This is a genomic window from Streptomyces sp. NPDC091287 (assembly GCF_044768525.1).
Taxonomy (GTDB): Bacteria; Actinomycetota; Actinomycetes; order Streptomycetales; family Streptomycetaceae; genus Streptomyces.
The window spans coordinates 248,011-265,495 of the sequence record NZ_JBIVUV010000003.1 but is presented as its reverse complement, the minus strand read 5'-3'; the positions used below and the strand labels follow the sequence as shown (position 1 = coordinate 265,495).

Annotated in this window: 15 protein-coding genes; 13 read left to right on the top strand and 2 right to left on the bottom strand. The window is 72.0% G+C overall.

What is annotated here, in order from left to right:
* Positions 1-75: 75 nt before the first annotated feature.
* From ACIQRW_RS05890 to ACIQRW_RS05840, 11 genes are all read left to right on the top strand, one after another.
* The gene (locus ACIQRW_RS05890) at positions 76-873 is read left to right on the top strand and encodes a DeoR/GlpR family DNA-binding transcription regulator (protein WP_403754952.1); all 798 of its coding nucleotides are present in this window, start codon (positions 76-78) and stop codon (positions 871-873) included.
* Positions 874-1,082: 209 nt separating this feature from the next.
* Positions 1,083-1,487, top strand: a complete 405-nt coding sequence (locus tag ACIQRW_RS05885; RefSeq protein ID WP_403754949.1) for a cell division protein SepF — start codon at positions 1,083-1,085, stop codon at positions 1,485-1,487.
* Between the two features lie 218 nt (positions 1,488-1,705).
* Entirely contained in the window at positions 1,706-2,065 is a 360-nt protein-coding gene (locus ACIQRW_RS05880; RefSeq protein WP_403754946.1) for a nucleotide pyrophosphohydrolase, read from the top strand.
* A gap of 124 nt (positions 2,066-2,189) precedes the next feature.
* Positions 2,190-2,690 carry a DUF6099 family protein gene (locus ACIQRW_RS05875; protein ID WP_403754943.1) on the top strand — a complete coding sequence of 167 codons (501 nt, stop codon included), beginning with the start codon at positions 2,190-2,192 and terminating at the stop codon, positions 2,688-2,690.
* Positions 2,691-2,846: 156 nt separating this feature from the next.
* Positions 2,847-3,770: an LLM class F420-dependent oxidoreductase gene (locus ACIQRW_RS05870; protein ID WP_403754940.1), complete on the top strand. Its 924-nt coding sequence runs from the start codon at positions 2,847-2,849 to the stop codon at positions 3,768-3,770.
* Between the two features lie 56 nt (positions 3,771-3,826).
* The gene (mmuM, locus tag ACIQRW_RS05865; RefSeq protein WP_403754937.1) at positions 3,827-4,756 is read left to right on the top strand and encodes a homocysteine S-methyltransferase; all 930 of its coding nucleotides are present in this window, start codon (positions 3,827-3,829) and stop codon (positions 4,754-4,756) included.
* Positions 4,757-4,849: 93 nt separating this feature from the next.
* Positions 4,850-6,346 (top strand): 3' terminal RNA ribose 2'-O-methyltransferase Hen1, encoded by a 1,497-nt coding sequence (locus ACIQRW_RS05860; protein ID WP_403754934.1) that lies wholly within the window; start codon positions 4,850-4,852, stop codon positions 6,344-6,346.
* A complete protein-coding gene (locus ACIQRW_RS05855; RefSeq protein ID WP_403754932.1) occupies positions 6,343-8,940 on the top strand; it encodes a polynucleotide kinase-phosphatase in 2,598 nt (865 codons plus the stop codon). Before ACIQRW_RS05860 ends, ACIQRW_RS05855 begins: the two co-directional genes overlap by 4 nt.
* Positions 8,941-9,003: 63 nt before the next feature.
* Positions 9,004-10,239, top strand: a complete 1,236-nt coding sequence (locus ACIQRW_RS05850; RefSeq protein ID WP_403754930.1) for an arginine deiminase — start codon at positions 9,004-9,006, stop codon at positions 10,237-10,239.
* Positions 10,240-10,352: 113 nt separating this feature from the next.
* A complete protein-coding gene (gene argF, locus ACIQRW_RS05845; RefSeq protein ID WP_403754928.1) occupies positions 10,353-11,357 on the top strand; it encodes an ornithine carbamoyltransferase in 1,005 nt (334 codons plus the stop codon).
* Between the two features lie 228 nt (positions 11,358-11,585).
* Positions 11,586-13,073 (top strand): amino acid permease, encoded by a 1,488-nt coding sequence (locus ACIQRW_RS05840; protein WP_403754925.1) that lies wholly within the window; start codon positions 11,586-11,588, stop codon positions 13,071-13,073.
* On the opposite strand, the gene ACIQRW_RS05835 is transcribed toward ACIQRW_RS05840, so the two are convergent.
* Positions 13,024-13,473, bottom strand: coding sequence for an ATP-binding protein (locus tag ACIQRW_RS05835; protein WP_097867015.1), 450 nt, complete (start codon positions 13,471-13,473; stop codon positions 13,024-13,026). The genes ACIQRW_RS05840 and ACIQRW_RS05835 overlap by 50 nt on opposite strands.
* A gap of 282 nt (positions 13,474-13,755) precedes the next feature.
* On the opposite strand from ACIQRW_RS05835, the gene ACIQRW_RS05830 reads away from it, so the two are divergent.
* A complete protein-coding gene (locus ACIQRW_RS05830; RefSeq protein ID WP_403754922.1) occupies positions 13,756-14,583 on the top strand; it encodes an enoyl-CoA hydratase family protein in 828 nt (275 codons plus the stop codon).
* An 80-nt stretch (positions 14,584-14,663) separates the two neighbouring features.
* Positions 14,664-16,985, top strand: a complete 2,322-nt coding sequence (locus ACIQRW_RS05825; protein WP_403755337.1) for a bifunctional salicylyl-CoA 5-hydroxylase/oxidoreductase — start codon at positions 14,664-14,666, stop codon at positions 16,983-16,985.
* On the opposite strand, the gene ACIQRW_RS05820 is transcribed toward ACIQRW_RS05825, so the two are convergent.
* On the bottom strand, positions 16,972-17,436 hold the full coding sequence (locus ACIQRW_RS05820) for a hypothetical protein (protein WP_403755334.1): 465 nt from the start codon (positions 17,434-17,436) through the stop codon (positions 16,972-16,974). The genes ACIQRW_RS05825 and ACIQRW_RS05820 overlap by 14 nt on opposite strands.
* Positions 17,437-17,485 lie beyond the last annotated feature (49 nt).

Sequence of the window (17,485 nt, the reverse complement as noted above, 5' to 3'; positions counted from 1 at the left end):
CTTGCGGCGGTCCGGCCCCCGGCGACCGCGTTCCCGCGAAACGCGGTGCCCGCGCCGGACGGTGAGGAGACGCTCTTGTCCAGGGACGCCCGGTGGGACGCGCTGCTGGAACTGGTCGGCAAGCACGGCAGGGTGGACGTCGAGGAGGCGGCGGCGACGCTCGACGTCTCGGCCGCCACCATCCGCCGCGACCTGGACCAGCTGGCCGAACAGCACCTTCTCACCCGCACCAGGGGCGGCGCGGTCGCGCACGGGGTCTCCTACGAACTGGCGCTCCGCTACAAGACGGGCCGTCACGCACCGGAGAAGCAGGCCATCGGCCGCGCCGTGTCCGGCCTGGTCGCCGTCGGCGAGGTCGTCGGCCTGACCGGTGGAACGACCGTGACCGAAGTGGCCAGGGCGCTGGCGGTGCGTCCGGACATCGTGGGCGAGACGGCGGTGGCGGGCGGGCAGCCGACGCTGACCGTGGTGACCAACGCCCTCAACATCGCGAGCGAGCTGGCGATCCGGCCCCAGATCAAGATGGTCGTGACGGGCGGGGTCGCGAGGCCCCAGTCCTACGAGCTGACGGGCCCGCTCGCCGTCGGCGTGATGAACGAGATCACCCTGGACGTCGCCGTTCTCGGGGTCAACGCCATCGACATCGAACGCGGTGCGTACGTCCACCACGAGGGCGAGGCCAGCGTCAACCGGCTGCTCGCGGAGCGGGCCCAGCGGGTGGTGGTGGCGGCCGACTCGTCGAAGATCGGCAAGCGGGCGTTCGCCCGGGTCTGCGACCTCGGAATGGTCGACGTCCTGGTCACCGACTCCCGTATCGGCGCGGAGGCGAAGGACCGGTTCGGCGAGGCGGGGGTCCAGGTCGTCACGGTCTGATCGGCGCCGTGCGTCTCGATACGGTGCGCCTCATCGTGCCCGGGGGCGCGGGGCGTCATGAACCGGTGCCCGTCGGGTACCGGAAGCGACACGGACGGAGACTTCGCCGTGTCGCTGGTACGCCGAACGGGTGAGGGGCGAGAGGATTGCCCGATGAACAGTGAGTGCAGCCGGCGGGAACCCGACCGGCTCGACGACGGGGTGGCCCTGTGAGCAGGTACGACAGGTATGACAGATATGACGCCACCGACGAGCAGTGGGAAGGGCTCGCGCAGGTCGTACCGCTGCGCGGCCGCGACGAGTGGCCGTCCCGCATCGACCACCGCACCGTCCCGGACGAGCGGGCGGCCGAACAGCGGCGCCTCGTGGTGCTGCGGGTACAGGTCTTCGCGGACGCTCGCGAGGTCGCCGAATACCTGGTCGCCCAGGTCCCGGTGCTGCTCGACCTGACGGCGGCGGAAACGGACGTGGCGAAGCGGATTCTCGACTTCAGCAGTGGTGTGGTCTTCGGGCTCGGCAGCGGCATGCACCGCGTCGACCGCAATGTCTTCCTGCTCGCGCCGGTCGGCATGGAGGTCGAGGGGGTCACGCCCGCGGGTCTCTCCCAGTCGTAGGAAGCGGCAGTCGGGGCGGCAGCCGGACCGGACCGCCGCCCCCGGCCGCGCCGGCCCCGATTACGCGTCGGCCTCGTCTCCGTCCCCGTCTCCGCGTCGGCCCGCCCCACCGCTCCGGCCTCGTCTTCGCGTCGGCCCCGACTCCGCGCAGGCTCGTCCCTCCGTGCCGGGTTCCGCGTGGGGAGGCACTGTCGGTGGGCGGTGATAGACCTGGGACCGTGACAGACATCGATGTGGCAGAACTCCAGCGGCGGCTGGCCGCGTTCGCTGCGGCGCGCGACTGGGAGCAGTACCACACCCCGAAGAACCTGGCGGCCGCGCTCAGCGTCGAGGCCTCCGAACTGCTGGAGATCTTCCAGTGGCTGACGCCCGAACAGTCGGCGGGGATCATGGAGAACCCCGAATCGGCCCACCGGGTCGCCGACGAGGTGGCGGACGTGCTCGCCTATCTCCTGCAGTTCTGCGCGGTGTTGGGCATCGATCCGACGGTGGCGCTGGCCGCCAAGTTGGAGCGGAACGAGAAGCGCTTCCCCTTGCCGAGCGCTCCGGAACCCCTCGATCGTCACTCTTCGGAGTGAGCGAGATATCCACAGTCGACTTCCTGTCCACAGATTTCCGATTTCCTCTGGCCTTACGGTGCTGTCTACCTCACTGTGGGTAATGAATGAGGTGAGCGGGTTTTCGTACGGACGGGGGAGAGACATGGAAGCGGAGCGAGTCATCGAGGCGGGGCGGCGGGCTCTGGCGGGCAGCCGGGGCGCGCTGGATGTCATGGCGGAGGCCTGGCAGGCGCAGGCTCTCGCCCGGGCGGTCGGCAGTCGGCTGGCGCTGTACGGCCCGGTGGAGTTACGGAGTGAGGCGCGGGCGCTGGGGGAGATCGGTGCCGGATGCTCGGCGCTGGATCACCCGACGGTGCTCTCCGGCGGTGCCAGGGCGGCCCAGTTGTCCGGGATCGCCGATGTGCGGCGGTCCCTGGCCGGGCTCGCGCTGTTGCTCAGTGAGGCCGGGATCGCCCTGGTCGGGGTGGCCTGCGATACGGGGGAGGACGGTCTGTACTGGCAGTGCATCGAGGCCATGGACGCGGCGGACGAATCATTGGAACGCGTGCACGGGATGCTGAGGCGGCTGGCGGAGCGGGAGAGGGAGCGCGACGGCCCCTACGGCGGTATACGCGGCCCTGCGGCGTCGGCGGCAGGTCCCTGAGGGGGAGGCGGCGGAGCGCCGGGAGGGGACTCCGGGGCCTGAGGCGGGACGACGGCCCGAGGGGGTGCAGGGGGCAGGGGAGGAAGGGGGAGATGCGGGGGAGGTCCGGCCTGGCCGGCGGGCGGGACCGGGTGCCGGAGAGGCAGGATGGAGGGCATGGATCTTCGCATCTTCACCGAGCCCCAGCAAGGGGCCGACTACGACACCTTGCTCACCGTCGCCAAGGCCGCCGAGGACCTGGGCTTCGACGCCTTCTACCGCTCCGACCACTATCTCCGCATGGGCTCCGGCGACGGTCTGCCCGGACCTACGGACGCCTGGATCACCCTGGCCGGACTGGCGCGCGAGACCCGGCGGATCCGGCTCGGCACGCTGATGACCGCCGGCACGTTCCGGCTGCCGGGAGTGCTGGCCATCCAGGTGGCCCAGGTCGACCAGATGTCCGGCGGCCGGGTCGAACTCGGTCTGGGCGCAGGTTGGTTCGAGGAGGAGCACAAGGCCTACGGCATTCCGTTCCCGAAGGAGAAGTTCGGCCGCCTGGAGGAGCAGCTCGCGATCATCACGGGCCTGTGGGCGACGGAGGTCGGCGAGACCTTCAACTACGACGGCACCTACTACCAACTCACTGATTCGCCCGCGCTGCCCAAGCCGACCCAGACCAAGGTGCCCGTCCTGATCGGTGGCCACGGCGCGACGCGCACCCCGCGGCTCGCCGCGCAGTACGCGGACGAGTTCAACATCCCGTTCGCCTCGCTGGAGGACAGCGAGAAGCAGTTCGGCCGGGTCCGGGCCGCCGCGCAGGCGCACGGGCGCTCTCCGGACGAGCTCGTGTACTCCAACGCGCTGATCGTCTGCACGGGCAAGGACGACGCCGAGGTGGCCCGTCGCGCGGCGGCCATCGGCCGGGACGTGGAGGAGCTCAAGGCGAACGGGCTGGCGGGATCGCCCGCCGAGGTGGTCGACAAGATCGGCAGCTTCGAGGCGATCGGCTCGTCGAGGATCTACCTCCAGGTCCTCGATCTGGAGGACCTGGACCATCTGGAACTGATCTCCTCGCAGATCCAGTCCCAGCTGACCTGACCTGACCTGACCTGACCTGACCTGACCTGACCTGACCTGACGAGGAGGAGGTGGCTGTGCGTACCGTGCGCACGCTCGCCGACGCGCTGGACGCCGGACCCGTCCTGCTGGACGGCGGGCTCTCCAACCAACTGGAGGCGCAGGGCTGCGATCTGTCCGACGCGCTGTGGTCGGCCTGGTTGCTGGCCGACGCGCCGGAACAGATCGAGGCCGCTCACCTCGCCTATCTCCGGGCGGGCGCGCGCGTGCTCATCACGGCCAGCTATCAGGCCACCTTCGAAGGGTTCGGGCGGTACGGGATCGACCGGGCCGGGACCGGGGCCCTGCTCGCCCGCAGCGTGGAGCTGGCCCGGCGTGCCGCCGACGCGGCGCGCCGGGCCGACCCCGGGCGGGAGACCTGGGTCGCCGCATCGGTCGGACCGTACGGGGCGATGCTCGCGGACGGCAGCGAGTACCGGGGCCGCTACGGGCTGAGCGTCCGGGAGCTGGAGCGCTTCCACCGCCCCAGGGTGGCGGCGCTGGCCGCTGCCGGGCCCGACGCCCTGGCGCTGGAGACGGTGCCGGACCTGGACGAGGCCGAGGCCCTGGTCCGGGTGGCCGAGGAGACCGGACTGCCGTACTGGCTCTCGTACAGCGTGGCGGGCGGCCGGACCAGGGCCGGCCAGCCGCTGGAGGAGGCGTTCGCGGTGGCGGCGGGGCGGGACTCCGTCCTCGCGGTCGGGGTCAACTGCTGCGATCCGGAGGAGGCACAGGAGGCGGTGGAGCAGGCGGTGGCGGTCACGGGCAGGCCCGCCGTGGTGTACCCGAACAGCGGGGAGGGCTGGGACGCCGGAGCGCGGGGGTGGACCGGGCGCGGCACCTTCGATCCGGAGCGGGTGCGGGCCTGGACGCGGGCCGGGGCCAGGCTCGTCGGAGGCTGCTGCCGGGTGGGGCCGGACCTCATCACGGAGCTGGACGGGCGGCTGGAGAGTCAGGGCCCGCCGTAGCGGGTGTCCCCGGGACCGTCCCGGAGATCGCTGTGTTTCGGGAGGAGCGAAAATGCCTGGTGGGGGCAGGGGGCGACGACCATACTCGGACAGGTGTTCCTGACAATCGGTACGACCGGCACCCAAGAGCGTCCCGCCACGGACCTGGGCTTCCTGCTGCACAAGCATCCCGACAAGGCGCAGGCGTTCTCCACCTCGCACGGCTCCGCGCACGTCTTCTACCCCGAGGCGTCCGCCGAGCGCTGCACGGCCGCGCTCCTGCTGGAGGTGGATCCGGTGGCGCTGGTGCGGCGCGGCAAGGGCAAGGGCCGGGGCGGCGCGCCCGACGCGGCGCTCGCGCAGTACGTCAACGACCGCCCCTACGCGGCGTCCTCGCTGTTGTCGGTCGCCCTCGCCGCCGTGTTCAAGTCCGCGCTCGGTGGTGTCTGCCGGGCCATGCCCGAGCGGGCCGGGAGCCCGTTGCCGCTGCGGATCGAGGTGCCCGCCCTGCCCGCCAGGGGCGGCGCCGAGCTGGTGCAGAGGCTGTTCGCGCCGCTCGGCTGGTCGCGGGTCGACGTCACGGCCGTACCGCTGGACGGGGAGTTCCCCGCGTGGGGCGACTCCCGCTACGTACGCCTGGTGCTGGAGGGCGAGTTGCGGCTCGCGGACGCGCTGCGCCAGCTCTATGTCCTGCTCCCGGTGCTCGACGACGCCAAGCACTACTGGGTCGCGCCCGACGAGGTGGACAAGCTGCTGCGCGCGGGGGAGGGGTGGCTGGCCGACCACCCCGAGCGGCCGCTGATCACCCGGCGCTACCTCTCCCACCGCTGGGGGCTCACGCGCCAGGCCGACCAGGCCCTGGAGCTGGTCCGGCTCGCCGAGTCGGACGACCTCGACGTCGACAGCGTCGACAACGCGGTGGACGAGAGCACCGACACCGAGGAGAAGCCGGTCCCGCTCGCCGAACAGCGGCGCACCGCGATCCTCGACGCGCTGCGCGCCGCCGGGGCGAGCAGGGTGCTCGACCTCGGCTGTGGCCAGGGCCAGTTGGTGCAGGCGCTCCTCAAGGACGTGCGCTTCACCGAGATCGTGGGCGTCGACGTCTCGATGCGCGCCCTCACCATCGCCTCGCGGCGGCTGAAGCTGGACCGGATGGGAGAGCGCCGGGCGGACCGGGTCACCCTGCGACAGGGTTCGCTCACCTACACCGACAAGCGGCTCATGGGATACGACGCCGCCGTGCTCAGTGAGGTGATCGAGCACCTGGACCTGGACCGGCTGCCCGCCCTGGAGTACGCGGTGTTCGGCGCGGCGCGACCGGGGACGGTGCTCGTGACCACGCCGAACGTCGAGTACAACGTCCGCTGGGAGACCCTCCCGGCCGGGCACGTCCGGCACGGGGACCACCGTTTCGAGTGGACCCGGGCCGAATTCCGGGACTGGGCGGGGCAGGTCGCCGAACGGCACGGATACACCGTGCGGTACGCGCCGGTCGGGCCGGACGACCCCGAGGTGGGGCCGCCGACCCAGCTGGCCGTGTTCACCCGGACCGACGCCACCACGACCACCGGAACGACCGAGAAGAAGACGAAGGAGGCGAAAGCCGCGTGAACAACGACCACAGCGACGCCGGCACGGAATTCGCCACCACCGCCGCCACCGCCGCAACGGCCGCGCGCAGGCTGCCGGTGACCGACCTCTCCCTCGTCGTCCTCATCGGCGCCAGCGGATCGGGCAAGTCCACCTTCGCCCACCAGCACTTCAAGCCGACCGAGATCGTCTCCTCGGACTTCTGCCGGGGGCTGGTCGCCGACGACGAGAACGACCAGAGCGCCAGCCGCGACGCCTTCGACGTGCTGCACTACATCGCCGGCAAGCGCCTGGAGGCCGGGCGGCTCACCGTGATCGACGCCACCAGCGTCCAGTCCGAGAGCCGCAAGCAGCTCGTCCAGCTGGCCCGGAAGTACGACGTCCTGCCCATCGCCATCGTCCTCGACCTCCCCGAAGAGGTCTGCGCCGCCCGCAACGCGGCCCGCCCGGACCGCGCCTCCATGCCGCGCCATGTCATCCAGCGGCACCGCCGCGAGCTGCGGCGTTCCCTGCGCGGCCTGGAGCGCGAGGGCTTCCGCAAGGTGCACGTCCTGCGCACCGAGGAGGAGGTCGAGAGCGCGCGTGTGGTCCTGGAGCGCCGCTACAACGACCTGCGCCACCTCACCGGCCCGTTCGACATCATCGGGGACATCCACGGCTGCCGCTCCGAGCTGGACACCCTGCTCGGCAAGCTCGGTTACGTGGACGGCGCCCACCCCGAGGGACGTACGGCCGTGTTCGTCGGCGACCTGGTCGACCGGGGCCCCGACAGCCCCGGCGTGCTGCGCCGCGTCATGTCCATGGTGTCGGCGGGCACCGCCCTGTGCGTCCCCGGCAACCACGAGAACAAGCTCGGCCGCTACCTCGCGGGCCGCAAGGTCCAGCTCACCCACGGGCTCGCCGAGACCGTCGAGCAGCTGGAGCGCGAGGACGCCGAACACCCCGAGTTCCGGGGGCAGGTGCGGAAGTTCATCGACGGGCTGGTCAGCCACTACGTCCTGGACGACGGCAAGCTGGTGGTCTGTCACGCCGGGCTGCCCGAGAAGTACCACGGCCGCACCTCCGGCCGGGTCCGCTCGCACGCGCTGTACGGGGACACGACGGGGGAGACCGACGAGTTCGGCCTGCCCGTGCGCTACCCGTGGGCCGAGGAGTACCGGGGCCGCGCCACCGTGGTCTACGGCCACACCCCGGTGCCCACCACCTCCTGGATCAACAACACCATCTGCCTGGACACCGGGGCCGTCTTCGGCGGGAGGATGACCGCGTTGCGCTGGCCGGAGCGCGAACTGGTCGACGTACCCGCCGAGAAGGTCTGGTACGAGCCCGTCAAGCCGCTGACCACCGAGGCGCCCGGGGGCCGGGAGGGCCGCCCGCTGGACATCGCCGACGTCCAGGGCCGCAGGGTCGTGGAGACCCGGCACCTGGGCCGCGTCGCCGTGCGTGAGGAGAACGCCGCCGCCGCGCTCGAGGTCATGAGCCGGTTCGCCGTCGACCCGCAGCTCCTCGCCTACCTCCCGCCCACCATGGCGCCCACCGCCACCTCCCGCGAGGACGGCTTCCTCGAGCACCCGGCCGAGGCCTTCGCGCAGTACGCCGGCGACGGCGTCGAGCGGGTCGTGTGCGAGGAGAAGCACATGGGCTCCCGGGCCGTCGCCCTGGTCTGCAAGGACGCCGGTGCCGCGACCGCGCGCTTCGGCACGGCGGGCCCGGCCGGCGCGCTGTACACCCGCACCGGACGCCCGTTCCTGGACGACACGGCGATGACCGAGGCGGTCCTGGACCGGCTCCGCACCGCCGTCACCGCCGCCGGGCTCTGGGAGGAGTGGGACACCGACTGGGTGCTCCTGGACGCCGAGCTGATGCCGTGGTCGCTCAAGGCCGGCGGGCTGCTGCGCTCGCAGTACGCCGCTGTCGGCGCCGCGTCCGGCGCGGTCTTCCCGCCGGCCGTCGCCGCCCTGGAGCAGGCGGTCGCCCGGGGCGTCGAGGTGGCGGGCCTCGCCGGACTCCAGCGGGCCCGTGCCAGGGACGCGGCCGCGTTCACCGAGGCGTACCGGCGCTACTGCTGGCCCACCGAGGGGTTGGACGGGGTGCGGCTCGCGCCGTTCCAGATCCTCGCCGTCCAGGGCCGCTCCCTGGCCTCCGTGCCGCACGACGAGCAGCTCGCCTGGCTGGACCGGCTCGTGGAGCACGACCCGACCGGGCTGCTCCAGGTCACCCGCCGGCTCGTCGTCGACACCGGGGACGAGGCCTCCGTGCGCGCGGGCGTGGACTGGTGGCTGGAGATGACCGGGCGGGGCGGCGAAGGCATGGTCGTCAAGCCGCTCGGCGCCCTCGTCCGGGACGCCAAGGGCAGGCTCGTCCAGCCCGGCATCAAGGTGCGCGGCCGGGAGTATCTCCGCATCATCTACGGCCCCGAGTACACCCGCCCGGAGAATCTGGAGCGCCTGCGCTCCCGGTTCCTCGGCCACAAGCGCTCGTTGGCGCTGCGGGAGTACGCCCTCGGTCTGGAGGCCCTGGACCGGCTGGCGGAGGGGGAGCCGCTGTGGCGGGTCCACGAGGCGGTGTTCGCCGTCCTGGCTCTGGAGTCGGAGCCGGTGGACCCCCGCCTTTGAGAGCCGTCCAACCCGTAGGCGATTCGCGGGGTGAACGGCGCTCCGCGCGGTGAGGATGAAGGCATGGGATTCCACGTCGACTCCGAAGCCGGGCGCCTGCGCCGCGTCATACTGCACCGCCCCGATCTGGAGCTGAAGCGGCTCACCCCCAGGAACAAGGACGCGCTCCTGTTCGACGACGTCCTGTGGGTGCGCCGCGCCCGGGAGGAGCACGACGGGTTCGCCGACGTGCTGCGCGACCGGGGGGTCGCCGTGCATCTCTTCGGCGATCTCCTGCGGGAGTCCCTCGACATCCCGGTCGCCCGGCGGCTCGTGCTCGACCGGGTCTTCGACGAGAAGGAGTACGGTCCGCTCGCCACCGAGCATCTGCGGGCCGCCTTCGAGGAGCTGTCCTCGGAGGAGCTGGCGGAGGCGCTGGTCGGCGGCATGACCAAGCGGGAGTTCCTGGAGCGGCACAGCGAGCCGACCTCCGTCCGCTTCCACGTGATGGACCTGGACGACTTCCTGCTCGGCCCGCTGCCCAACCACCTCTTCACCCGGGACACCTCGGCCTGGATCTACGACGGGGTCTCCATCAACGCGATGCGCTGGCCCGCCAGGCAGCGCGAGACCGTCCACTTCGAGGCGATCTACCGGCACCATCCCCTCTTCACCGGCCCGGAGGCGGGCGCCTTCCACCACTGGTCGGAGGGTCAGGACGACTACCCCTCCACCATTGAGGGCGGTGACGTCCTGGTCATCGGGCAGGGCGCCGTCCTCATCGGGATGAGCGAGCGCACCACGCCGCAGGCCGTGGAGATGCTGGCCCGGGGCCTCTTCGACGCCGGCTCGGCGCGCACGATCGTGGCGCTCGACATGCCCAAGGCCCGGGCGTTCATGCACCTGGACACGGTGATGACGATGATCGACGGCGACACGTTCACCCAGTACGCCGGTCTCGGCATGCTCCGCTCGTACACCATCGAGCCCGGCCGCGGCCCCCGCGAGCTGAAGGTCACCGACCATCCGCCCGAGCACATGCACCGCGCCATCGCCGCCGCCCTCGGCCTCGACTCCATCCGGGTGCTCACCGCCACCCAGGATGTGCACGCGGCCGAGCGCGAGCAGTGGGACGACGGCTGCAACGTCCTCGCGGTCGAGCCCGGGGTCGTCGTCGCGTACGAGCGCAACGCCACGACCAACACCCATCTGCGCAAGCAGGGCATCGAGGTGATCGAGATCCGGGGCAGCGAGCTGGGCCGGGGGCGTGGCGGGCCGCGCTGTATGAGCTGTCCGGTGGAGCGGGACCCCGTGTCCTGAGAAGCGTGCGGACCGCGAGCCGGGGCCCTGTATAGAGATGCGGGTAATCGTATAGACTTCCAGTTCTGCCCGCGTGCAGTGCGCGATCCCCGTCCGACCCAGGAGCAGTCATCATGGCCATAGACCTCACCGGCCGCCACTTCCTCAAGGAGCTGGACTTCACCTCCGAGGAGTTTCTCGGCCTGGTCTCCCTGGCCGCCGAGCTCAAGGCGGCCAAGAAGGCCGGAGTCGAGGTTCAGCGGCTGCGCGGGAAGAACATCGCGCTGATCTTCGAGAAGACCTCGACCCGTACGCGCTGTGCGTTCGAGGTCGCCGCGGCCGACCAGGGCGCCTTCACCACCTACCTCGACCCGTCGGGCTCCCAGATGGGCCACAAGGAGTCCGTCAGGGACACCGCCCGGGTGCTCGGCCGGATGTTCGACGGGATCGAGTACCGGGGCGACAGCCAGCAGGCCGTCGAGGAGCTGGCCGCCTACGGCGGGGTGCCGGTCTTCAACGGGCTCACGGACGACTGGCACCCCACCCAGATGCTCGCCGACGTGCTCACCATGATCGAGTGCCGCGAGGGGCCCGTCGCGGAGACGGCCTTCGCCTACCTCGGCGACGCCCGCTTCAACATGGGCAACTCCTACCTGATCACCGGCGCCCTGCTGGGCCTGGACGTCAGGATCGTCGCCCCCGAGGCGTACTGGCCGGACGAGGCCGTCGTGGCGCGGGGCCGGGAGCTCGCCGAGGTCAGCGGTGCGACGATCACCCTCACCGGCGATGTCGCCGAGGGCGTCCGGGGCGCCGACTTCGTCGCCACCGACGTCTGGGTCTCCATGGGGGAGCCCAAGGAGGTGTGGGCCGAGCGCATCGCCGCCCTCGGCCCCTACGCCGTGACGATGGACGTCCTGCGGGCCACCGGCAACCCGGACGTGAAGTTCCTGCACTGCCTGCCCGCCTTCCACGACCTCGGCACCCAGGTCGGCCGGGACATCCACGCCCGGTACGGGCTGACCGAGCTGGAGGTCAGCGACGAGGTCTTCGAGTCCGCGCACTCGGTCGTCTTCGACCAGGCGGAGAACCGGATGCACACGATCAAGGCCGTGCTGGTGGCGACGCTCGCAGGGAAGTAGCCCCGCCGGTACGGGTACGGATACGGATACGGATACGGAGCAGGGGTTCGCATGCTCATACACCCGATTGGGTGAACATGCGCGGTGGTGGCTACGATGTCGCCTCTTGGTGGGGTTCGGGCTCGCGATGCCCGGACCCCTTCCCATGTGCCGCCCGCGGTCCCCACGGGCGCCGTGCGCACCGGGAAACGTCCCCCCACTGCACCACCAGAGATGAGAACGTCCCGCATGAGCACCGGTCTGCCGGATTCCGGCACCCCGCAGCGCCCCGGCCCCTCGAAGCCCGGCCTGCGCCGCAAGAGCCCCGATCAGCTCATCGCCGAGTCCGGCGGCGACCTGGAGGGTCACGGCCTCAAGCGCACGATGGGCCTCTTCCAGCTCGTCTGCTTCGGGGTCGGCGCGATCGTCGGCACCGGCATCTTCGTCGGGCTGTCCGACAGCGTCGCCGAGGCCGGCCCCGCCGTCGTGATCTCGTTCGTCCTCGCGGCGATCACCTGCATCTTCACCGCCCTCTCCTTCGCGGAGCTGGGCAGCGCCATCCCGGTATCCGGAAGTTCGTACTCCTTCGCGTACGCGGCGCTCGGCGAGCGCACCGCCTTCCTCGTCGGCTGGTGCCTGCTGCTGGAGTACGGCGTGTCGGTCTCGGCCGTCGCGGTGGGCTGGAGCCAGTACGTCAACGAGCTGCTGAACAGCGTGATCGGCCTGCAACTCCCCGAGGCCCTGTCCGCGGGTCCCGCCGACGGTGGTGTGGTCAATCTGCCCGCGATCGTCGTGATCGCCATGGCCGCCGCGCTGCTGGTGCGCGGTGTCCGGGAGAGTGCCACCGCGACCGCCGCCATGGCGATCCTCAAGATCGGTATCCTGGTCGCGTTCTGCGCCGTGGCGTTCAGCGCGTTCGAGGACGACAACCTCATGCCGTTCGCGACCCACGGGCTCGGTGGCATCACCGCGGGCGCCTCGCTGGCGTTCTTCTCCTACATCGGCTTCGACGCCATCACCACCGCCGGCGAAGAGGTCAAGAACCCCCGGCGGAACATCCCCATCGCCATCCTGATCTGCATCGGCGTCGTCACTTTGCTCTACTGCGCGGTGGCGCTCTCGGCCATCGGCGCGATCGGCTCGGACGCCGTCGCCAACAAGAGCGCGGCCCTCTCGATCGCCGTCAACCAGGTCACCGACTCCACGGTCGGCGGCGGGATCATCGCCTTCGGCGCGGTCGTCGCCATCGCCTCGGTGGTGCTCGCCGTGATGTACGGGCAGACCCGCATCCTCATGTCGATGTCCCGCGACGGGCTCATCCCGCGCGTCTTCGAGCGGGTCTCGCCCAAGACCCACACCCCGGTCGCCAACACCTGGATCGTGGCCTGCGTCTTCGCGGTCCCGGCCGCGTTCGTCCCGCTCGACGTCGTCGTGAACCTGACGACCATCGGCACGCTCGCCACGATGGTCGCCGTCAACGTCGCGGTGGTGGTGCTGCGGCGGAGCGCCCCCGAGCTGAAGCGGACCTTCCGGGTGCCGCTCTACCCGGTGAGCCCGCTGCTGGGCGTCCTGTTCTGTCTGTATCTGATGTACGGGACCGGCTGGACGACCTGGGTCCAGTTCGCGGTCTTCCTCGCCGTCGGTTCGCTGCTGTACGCCGGCTACGGGCGGGGGCGCTCCCGGCTGGTCAGCTCCCCGGGGACGGACCCGGCTGCGCCGGTATCGCCGGAAGCGTGAACCACACGGCCTTGCCGTGCTCCGTGGTGCGGTGACCGCACGCGGAGCTGAGGGTCCGGATCAGCAGCAGGCCGCGGCCGTGCTCCTGCCAGGGATCGACCTCACAGCCCGGCTGCGGCCGGGAGAGGTCGCCCGGCGGGGCGGGGTCGCGGTCGTGCACCTCGACCTGGCAGCCGGTGGGCAGCAGCTCCACGACCAGCTCGATGGGCTCACCGCCCAGGGTGTGCTCGACCGCGTTGGCCACCAGCTCGGCGGTCAGCAGCTCGGCGGTGTCGCTGTCGGCCGGGGCGTCGATGTCCGACAGCGCCGTACGGATGAGAGCGCGGGCGATCGGCACGGCCGCGGTGGAGTGCGGCAGGGCGATGCGCCAGGAGGCGGGGACGGGGACATCGGGCGGCACGGCGGGTTTCCGTTCGGGAGCGGGTCTTCCTCGAAGCGGGAGGTCTCGACTTCTGGGGTTCACGCGGTACTCGTGTCGGGACTTCCTGGTTTCAACCTTACGAACCGCTCCGGGCCGGCCATAGAGGCGGTCGGCCGGAGCAAAGGGGACTTTCGGCACAACGGTCTCATGGATGCTGTATTGCGACCTCGTGACGGCAGTCACGTAAGGGTGATAACTTCGGAGGCGGAACGCGACCCGCGCACGGCCGGCACCAGCCCGATCGCTGAAGGGGACCCCTCCATGAGCCCGTTTCCCAGCTCGGCCCCGAGCACCGAGGAATGGCGTCATCTGCGGCTGACCCGGGACGACGGTGTGGCCACCGTCACACTCGCCCGCCCCGAGAAACTCAACGCGCTCACCTTCGGCGCCTACGCGGATCTGCGTGACCTCCTCGCCGAGCTCTCCCGGGAACGTTCCGTCCGCGCCCTCGTCCTCGCCGGTGAGGGGCGCGGCTTCTGCTCCGGCGGAGACGTCGACGAGATCATCGGCGCCACCCTGGCCATGGACACCGCGCAGCTCCTCGACTTCAACCGGATGACCGGCCAGGTCGTCCGGGCCCTGCGGGAGTGCCCCTTCCCCGTCGTCGCCGCCGTCCACGGCGTCGCCGCCGGGGCCGGAGCCGTGCTGGCCCTGGCGGCGGACTTCCGGATCGCCGACCCGTCGGCCCGCTTCTCCTTCCTCTTCACGCGGGTCGGCCTCTCCGGCGGCGACATGGGCGCGGCCTATCTGCTGCCCCGGGTCGTCGGCCTCGGCCACGCCACCCGGCTCCTGATGCTCGGGGACGCCGTCCGCGCCCCGGAGGCGGAGCGCATCGGGCTGATCAGCGAGCTGGCCGAGGAGGGGAAGGCCGACGAGCGCGCCGCCGAGCTGGCCCGCCGCCTCGCCGACGGCCCGGCCCTCGCGCTCGCCCAGACCAAGGCCCTGCTCACCGCCGAGCTGGACATGCCGCTCGCCGCCTCCGTCGAGCTGGACGCCAACACCCAGGCCCTCCTGATGCACGGCGAGGACTACGCCGAGTTCCACGCCGCCTTCACCGAGAAGAGGCCGCCGAAGTGGCAGGGGAGGTAGCCGTGCCGGCCCCCGAGGCGCCCCAGCGCCCTGACGCTGCCGTGCCGGCCCCCGAGGCGCCCCAGCGCCCTGACGCCGCCGTGCCGGCCCCTGAGGCGACCCGGCGCCCCGACGCCGCTGTGCCGGACCGCGTGCGGCGGATCGCGGTCGTCGGCGGCGGCCCCGGCGGACTCTACGCCGCTGCCCTCCTCAAGCGGCTCGACCCGGACCGCGCCGTCTCCGTCTTCGAGCGCAACGCCCCCGACGACACCTTCGGCTTCGGCGTCGTCCTGTCCGACGAGACCCTCGGTGGCATCGAACACGCCGACCCTGAGGTGTACCGGGCGCTCAGCCGCGAATTCGTCCGCTGGGACACCATCGACATCGTCCACCGGGGCCGGACCCACACCTCCGGCGGCCACGGCTTCGCCGCCCTGGGCCGCCGCCGGCTCCTGGAGATCCTGCACGAGCGCTGCGCCGGCCTCGGCGTCGACCTCCGCTTCCGCGCCGCGGCCCCGCCCGCCGCCGAGCTCGCCGCCCGGTACGACCTGGTCATCGCCGCCGACGGGGTGCACAGCGCCACCCGCCAGGCGCATCCGGAAGCCTTCGGCCCCTCCCTCACCGAACACCGCAATCGCTACATCTGGCTCGCCGCCGACTTCGCGCTCGACGCCTTCCGCTTCGAGATCGCCGAAACCCCGTACGGCGTCATGCAGTTGCACGGCTATCCGTACGCGGCGGACGCCTCCACCGTCATCGTCGAGATGCGCGAGGAGGTCTGGCGCGCCGCCGGGCTCGACACCTGTGACGCGGCCGAATCCACCGCCCGCTGTGCCAAGTTCTTCACCGAAGCCCTCGACGGCCGCCCGCTGCGCGGCAACAGGTCCTCCTGGCTCGCCTTCCGCACGGTCACCAACTCCCGCTGGTCCCACGGGAACACCGTGCTCCTCGGCGACGCGGCCCACACCGCCCACTTCTCCATCGGCTCCGGCACCAAGCTCGCCGTCGAGGACGCCCTGGCGCTGGTCGCCTGCGTCGAGGAACAGCCGGACCTGCCGACGGCCCTCGCCGCGTACGAGGCCGAGCGCCGCCCGGTCGTCGCCTCCACCCAGCGCGCCGCAGCCGCCAGTCTGCGCTGGTTCGAGGAGCTGGCCACCTACGTGGACCAGCCGCCCCGCCGCTTCGCGTTCAATCTGCTCACCCGCAGCCGCCGGGTCACCCACGACAACCTCCGGCTGCGCGACGCCTCGTTCACCGCCGCCGTCGAGGAGGAGTTCGGCTGCCCGCCGGGCACCCCGCCGATGTTCACCCCGCTGCGCCTGCGCGGCCTCGAACTGCGCAACCGCGTCGTCGTCTCGCCCATGGACATGTACTCCGCCACCGACGGGCTGCCCGCCGACTTCCACCTCGTCCACCTCGGGGCCCGGGCGCTCGGCGGCGCGGGACTCACCATGACCGAGATGGTCTGCGTCAGCCCCGAGGGCCGCATCACCCCCGGCTGCACCGGTCTGTGGAACGACGAACAGGCCGCCGCCTGGCGGCGGATCACCGACTTCGTCCACGCCTCCGCGCCCGGCGCCGCCATCGGCGTGCAGCTCGGCCACTCCGGCCGCAAGGGCTCCACGAAGCTGATGTGGGAAGGCATCGACCAGCCCCTGGAGAGCGGCAACTGGCCGCTGACGGCCGCCTCCCCGCTCCCGTACGAGCCGGGCGTCAGCCAGGTCCCCACGGAGCTGGACCGGGCCGGACTGGACGCCGTGCGTGAGCAGTTCGTGGCGGCCGCCCGCCGCGCCGCCGACTCCGGCTTCGACCTCCTCGAACTCCACTGCGCCCACGGCTACTTGCTCTCCGGCTTCCTCTCCCCGCTCACCAACCGCCGCACCGACGCCCACGGCGGGGCACTGGCCGGGCGGCTCCGTTTCCCCCTGGAGGTCTTCGACGCCGTCCGTGAAGTCTGGCCGCGGGAGAGGCCGATGACCGTGCGGATCTCGGCCACCGACTGGGCCGAGGGCGGCACCGACGCCGAGGACGCCGTCACGATCGCCCGCGCCTTCGCCGACCACGGGGCCGACGCGATCGACGTCTCCACCGGCCAGGTCGTGGCCGAGGAGCGCCCCGAGTACGGCCGCTCCTACCAGACCCCGTACGCCGACCGGATCCGCAACACCGTCGACGTCCCCGTCATCGCGGTCGGCGCGATCTCCTCCTGGGACGACGTCAACTCCCTGCTCCTGGCGGGCCGCGCCGACCTCTGCGCCCTGGCACGCCCCCATCTGTACGACCCGCACTGGACCCTGCACGCGGCGGCCGAACAGGGCTACAGCGGCCCCGGTGCTCCCTGGCCCCTTCCGTACGGCGCGGGCAGCCGCCCCCCGCCCACCGGCCGCACCGACGGACCGAAGCCCCGGCTCACGCTGGGCTGAGGCAGTCGTGGCAGCGGCACGGGACGGGGTGCGGTGCTCCGCGCCAGTGCTCCTCGCGGTAGCGCGGGGCCAGGCGGGCCAGCAGGGCGGCCAGCTCCTCGGCGTCCTCCCGGGTGGCCCATGACCCGTCGACGCCCACCGCCGCCGCGCGGCGCAGCACCGCCGGGCTGTACACCGCGACGGGCCGGAACGTGTGGAGATTGCGGGTCGCCATGTCGATGGTGATGTACGCCCCGGTGTGCCGGCCGCGCCCGATGGTGGTCAACTGCTCGTGCCCCATGCCCCCATAGGTGCCGACGACGTGCACCTTCGACCCGCCCCGGTACGACTTGGTCCCGGGCCGCAGTTCCTGCCCGCCGTCCCCGTACCGCCGCCACCGCACCACGTTCGCTGCGACGAGCCACAGCGGCTCCGCCGCCACGAGCTCCGCCGTCACGAGCTCCTCAGCCATGGGGCCGGCCACGGGCTCGCCCGACACGGACTCCGCCGACACGGACTCC